The sequence below is a fragment of the Streptomyces viridosporus genome (genome assembly GCF_002078235.1).
Lineage (GTDB): Bacteria > Actinomycetota > Actinomycetes > Streptomycetales > Streptomycetaceae > Streptomyces > Streptomyces viridosporus.
In genome coordinates this window covers 1-4,964 of sequence record NZ_MSGP01000255.1, presented here as the reverse complement: position 1 = coordinate 4,964, position 4,964 = coordinate 1, and the positions used below count along the sequence as shown (strand labels likewise).

Here is a 4,964-nt window from a genome sequence, read left to right as displayed (position 1 = left end):
GAGCCAGGGGGAGGCCGCGCCGCTCGCTCAGGCTGCGCGCGGCGGTGTTGGGGCGGTAGCCGAGGTCGCGCGCGGCCCGCAGCACCGCTTCCCGCTTCTCCGGGCGCACCCGGTCCGAGCCGCGCAGCACCAGCGAGACCAGCGACTTGGACACGCCGGCTCGTGCGGCCACATCACGGATCGTCGGCGGTCTCATGAGTTGGACCGTTCCACGTCGCCCGTCTCCTGTCAAAGCCTTGACACCCCTGGTCATGGCCGCACAGGGTGGCGTGGACAGATCCTGGAACGGTCCAAAGAGGGGCTCTCATGGTGGATACGCTCGGTGTCGCCGTCGTCGGATTCGGCTGGATGGGACGGGTGCACACCCAGGCGTACGCCCGCGTGCTCCACCACTACCCGCACCTCGCCCTGCGGCCCGAACTCGTGTCCGTCGCCGAGGAGGTGCCGGGCCGGGCCGAGGAGGCCGCGGCGCAGTTCGGGTTCGCCTCGACGACCCGCGACTGGCGGGAGGTGGCCGCCGATCCGAGGGTGAAGGCCGTCAGCGTCACCGCCCCGAACTTCCTGCACCGCGAGATCGGCGTCGCGATGGCCGAGGCGGGCAAGCACCTCTGGATCGAGAAGCCGGTGGGCCTGGGGACGGAGGACGCCCGTGCGGTCGCGGACGCGGTCGCCGCGGCGGGGGTCCAGGGCGCGGTCGGCTTCAACTACCGCAACGCGCCCGCCGTGGAGGCGGCCCGGGACCTGATCGCCTCCGGCGGGATCGGCCGGGTCACGCACGCCCGCATCCGGTTGTTCAGCGACTACGCCGCCCATCCCGAGGGTGCCCTGACCTGGCGGTACGAGCGGGCGCGCGGGGGCAGCGGGGTGCTCGGCGACCTGGCCTCGCACGGCGTCGACCTGGCCCGCTTCCTGCTCGGCGACATCACCGCGCTGACCGCCGACACGGCGATCTTCCTGCCGGAGCGGGCCCGTCCCGCGGGCGCCACGGCCGGCCACTCCCGCGCCGCCGGCGGCGAACTCGGCCCGGTCGAGAACGAGGACTACGTGAACTGCCTGCTGCGCTTCGACTCCGGCGCGCGCGGGGTGCTGGAGGCCTGCCGGGTCTCGGTCGGCGAGCAGAACAACTACGGCTTCGAGGTGCACGGCACCGAGGGCGCGGTCTTCTGGGACTTCCGGCGCATGAACGAACTGGGCGTCGGCCGCGGTGCCGCCTACCAGGACCAGCCCGTCAGCACCGTCTACGTCGGCCCGGGCCAGGGCGAGTTCGGCGCCTTCCAGCCGGGCGCGGCGAACGCCATGGGCTACGACGACCTCAAGGTCATCGAGGCGTACCGCTTCCTGCGCTCCGTCGCCGAGGGCGTCCCGCACGGCGCCACCCTCGCGGACGCCGTGCACAGCGCGTCCGTACTGGACGCGATGGCGCGGTCGGCCGGGAGCGGGGCGTGGGTGACGGTGGACGCTCCGGCGTGACGGTTCAACGGGCCGCGTTCTCCCGGCGGCCCAGCCAGACCTTGAGCGGCACCAGCACCAGCCACCACCACATGGCGGCGGACCCGACGAGCAGGGCGAGCGGGATGGTCACCAGGAACACCACCACCGTCACCCCCAGGTCGACGGCGTAGAGCACCTCGTCCCGCACGGGTGCGGCTCCGCCGCGCAGCCAGGGGCGGCGGGCGATGAGGACGGCCAGCGCGAGGTGGACGGCGCCGAGCGAGGCGACCGCCACCGAGTAGATGACCACCGAGGCGGGCTCGTCGCCGTACTCGGAGACCAGCGCGGTCGGGAACGGCAGCAGTGCCGCGAGGCCCAGACCGAGCACGGTCAGTCCGATCACGTTCCCGTCCACCTGCTGGACGGGGCGGAAGATCGCCCGGTGGTCGCGCCAGAAGCCGGCCAGCACCGCCAGGCTGATCCCGTAGGCGCCCAGGTTGGGCAGCGTGTCGCCCAGGGCCTGGTGGAACTCCTCGGAGTTCAGCCCCTGCGGCACGGAGATATCCAGCACCAGCAGGGTGATGGCGATGGCGAACACGCCGTCGGCGAGTGTCATCAGCCGTTCGGGTCCGCCTTCCGGGGTCGGTTTCCTCATGCGCCCGACGGTAGGCGGGCCCGGCCCGGCGCACGGGGGTACACGCTCGGGCCGGGGCCCGTTCACCGCGGGCTCTCACCCGGCCAACGTCAGGGGCGGCATGTTGTAGGGCGTGACCACCTGGATCGGGGAGGGGAGGGTGGGCCCGGCGGGTGGCAGCGCCCCGTGGGCGCGCATCACGAGGTGGCAGGCCTCGCGCAGGTCGTGGCGCAGATCGTGGTGGAGCACGGCGGACAGCCGGTGCTCGCGCAGCAGCCGGGTGTTGTCGTGGTCGAGGTCGTGCGCGACGAACACGGCGCACTCGCGCCCGGCGTCCTCGAAGGCGCGCAGGGTGGCGATGTTGCCGCCGCCGATCGAGTAGACGGCGCGGATGTCCGGATCGCGTTCCAGGGCGGACCGGACCAGGTCGTACTGGGTGGCGTCCAGGCCCTGCCCCTCGGCGATCTCGACGAGGGCGCGCCCGGGGTGGCGGGCGCGCATGACACTGCGGAACCCCATCTCGCGCTCCTCCTCGTTGCGGAAGAAGCCGCTGGAGAGGCTGGTGAGCACATTGCCCGGACGGTCGCCGAGCCACTGCCCCATGAGATACGCGGCGGTCGCGCCGGCCGCGCGGTTGTCGCTGCCGACGTGGCCGACCCGGGTGCTCGCGGGCAGGTCGGTCACCAGCGTCACCACCGGGACGCCCGCCGCCGCGAGCCGGCCGACGGCGGCGGTGACCTCGGGGACGTCCGGGGCCTTGAGGATCACCCCCTGCGAGCCGCGCCGTCCGATCCGGTCGAGGACGGCGACCAGCTCCGCGACCGGGCCGGTCTCGCGGAAGTGGAAGCGGGAGCGGACCACGGCCGGGTGCAGGGAGGGGAGTTCGGCCTCCAGGGCCGCGCGGACGGCGGTGGAGAACCGCTCCGGCGACTGCATCACGATGTCCACCATGAACGTCCGGCCCACCAGCCGGACCTGGGTGCGCTGCCGGTCCAGGTCGGCTATCGCCCGGTGCACCTCCTGCGCGGTGCTCTCCCGCACGCCGCCCCGGCCGTTGAGGACCCGGTCGACGGTGGCCTCGCTCAGCCCTGCCTGACGTGCGATCTCCCGGATCGGGAAGGGGTGGCCCATGCCGCGTCTCCTGAGGGGTTTTTGATGGCTTCCTGCTGGTTGTTCGAAGGGTTTGTACTGACAAGAATGGCAGAACCGAGTCGCTCCGTGACCCGAAAGGACGAGGATGTCCTCCACCGTCTCCACCCCCGCGCAGACCTTCCCCGCACACGCCGCCTGGCTGTCCGAGCGGGACTGCGACCTGGACGCCTTCCGCACCCTGGTCGAGCAGACGACCGACCCCGCCGCCCACCCGCACGCCTCCGCGGTCGAGCGGAACGTGCTGCTGTACGACGCCGACCGGCTCGCCCTCGCCGACCGCCGCGCGGTCCAGGCCGAGTTGGTCCGCGCCCTCGCCGACGGCCCCGGCATCGTGGTGATCCGCGGCGCCTTCCCCGACCCGGCGGTGGTCGACCGGACCTCCGCCGTGTTCGACGCCCTGATCGCCCAGCAGCGCGCCTCGGGCGCCACCGCCGGCGACCACTTCGCCGAGCCGGGCGCCAACGACCGGGTGTGGAACGCCCTGGAGAAGGCGGCCCTGCACGACCCGGAGGCGTTCGCCGACTACTACGCCAACGACGTGATCGCCCTGGTCTCCTCGGCCTGGCTGGGCCCGGGCTACCAGGTCACCTCCCAGGTCAACGTGGTCAACCCGGGCGGTGCCGCGCAGACCGTGCACCGCGACTACCACCTCGGCTTCCTGACCAACGAGGTCGCCGCCGCCCACCCCGCGCACGTGCACCGCCTCTCCCCCGTGCTCACCCTCCAGGGCGCGGTCGCGCACTGCGACATGCCGGTGGAGTCCGGTCCGACGCTCTACCTGCCGCACTCCCAGAAGTACGAGCCGGGCTACCTCGCCTGGCGGCTCCCTCAGTTCCGGACGTACTTCGAGGAGCACCACGTCCAGTTGCCGCTCGCCAAGGGCGACGCGGTGTTCTTCAACCCCGCGCTGTTCCACGCCGCCGGCGCCAACCACTCGGCGGACATCCGGCGCATGGCCAACCTGCTCCAGGTGTCGTCCGCGTTCGGGCGGGCGATGGAGACCGTCGACCGCGAGGCCGTGGCGGGCGCCGTCTACCCGGTGCTGCTGGCGCGCAAGGCCGAGGGCGCCGGCGAGCAGTGGCTGGAGAACGTGATCGCGGCGAGCGCCGAGGGCTACCCCTTCCCCACCAACCTCGACAACGACCCGCCGGTCGACGGCCTGGCCCCGTCCTCGCAGGCCGACGTCGTACGGCGGGCGCTGCGCGAGGGGTGGACCGCGCGGACCCTGCGGGACGAACTGCGGGCCGGCGCCAAGCGGCGCGAGAGCTGAAGGGACCCGGAGGGAACCATGGGACTTCTCGACGACAAGATCGTCCTCGTCAACGGCGGCAGCCAGGGTGTGGGTGCCGCCGTCGCGCGGGCGGCGGTCCGCGAGGGGGCGGCGGTGGCCGTCACCGGCCGGCGCCCCGGACCCGGTGAGGCCCTGGCGGCCGAGCTGACCGCCGCGGGCGGCAGGGCGATGTTCGTCCGCGCCGACCTGGCGGACGCCGAACAAGCCAAGGCGTCCGTCGCACGGGTGGTCGAGGCGCACGGCCGGGTGGACTGCCTGGTGAACTCGGCGGGGCTGACCTCGCGCGGCACCCTGCTGGACACCACGCCCGAACTGTTCGACCAGCACGTCGCGGTCAACCTCAAGGCCCCGTTCTTCGCGATGCAGGCCGCCGTCGCGGACGAGGTGATGATGTTGACGACGGTGCCCGGTTCCTCGCGCCGCACCATGTCCGCGACGGCGGCCTGCATCGCGAAG

The 4,964-nt window shown here is 73.2% G+C and carries 6 protein-coding genes; 3 read left to right on the top strand and 3 right to left on the bottom strand.

Annotated features, from left to right (window positions below):
• Positions 1-196: LacI family DNA-binding transcriptional regulator (locus tag B7L92_RS18925; RefSeq protein WP_143626349.1), on the bottom strand; the 196-nt coding region annotated here is incomplete at its 3' end.
• A 110-nt stretch (positions 197-306) separates the two neighbouring features.
• Between B7L92_RS18925 and B7L92_RS18920 the strand changes: the two genes are divergently transcribed.
• Positions 307-1,470: a Gfo/Idh/MocA family protein gene (locus B7L92_RS18920; RefSeq protein WP_081238716.1), complete on the top strand. Its 1,164-nt coding sequence runs from the start codon at positions 307-309 to the stop codon at positions 1,468-1,470.
• A 4-nt stretch (positions 1,471-1,474) separates the two neighbouring features.
• Here B7L92_RS18920 and B7L92_RS18915 read toward each other — a convergent pair whose 3' ends face one another.
• A complete protein-coding gene (locus B7L92_RS18915) occupies positions 1,475-2,047 on the bottom strand; it encodes a TMEM175 family protein (protein ID WP_081238715.1) in 573 nt (190 codons plus the stop codon).
• 114 nt (positions 2,048-2,161) lie between these two features.
• Entirely contained in the window at positions 2,162-3,196 is a 1,035-nt protein-coding gene (locus B7L92_RS18910) for a LacI family DNA-binding transcriptional regulator (protein ID WP_081238714.1), read from the bottom strand.
• A gap of 106 nt (positions 3,197-3,302) precedes the next feature.
• Between B7L92_RS18910 and B7L92_RS18905 the strand changes: the two genes are divergently transcribed.
• Positions 3,303-4,487 (top strand): phytanoyl-CoA dioxygenase family protein, encoded by a 1,185-nt coding sequence (locus tag B7L92_RS18905; RefSeq protein ID WP_081238713.1) that lies wholly within the window; start codon positions 3,303-3,305, stop codon positions 4,485-4,487.
• 18 nt (positions 4,488-4,505) lie between these two features.
• On the top strand, positions 4,506-4,964 hold a 459-nt coding region (locus tag B7L92_RS18900), incomplete at its 3' end, for an SDR family NAD(P)-dependent oxidoreductase (protein ID WP_143626348.1).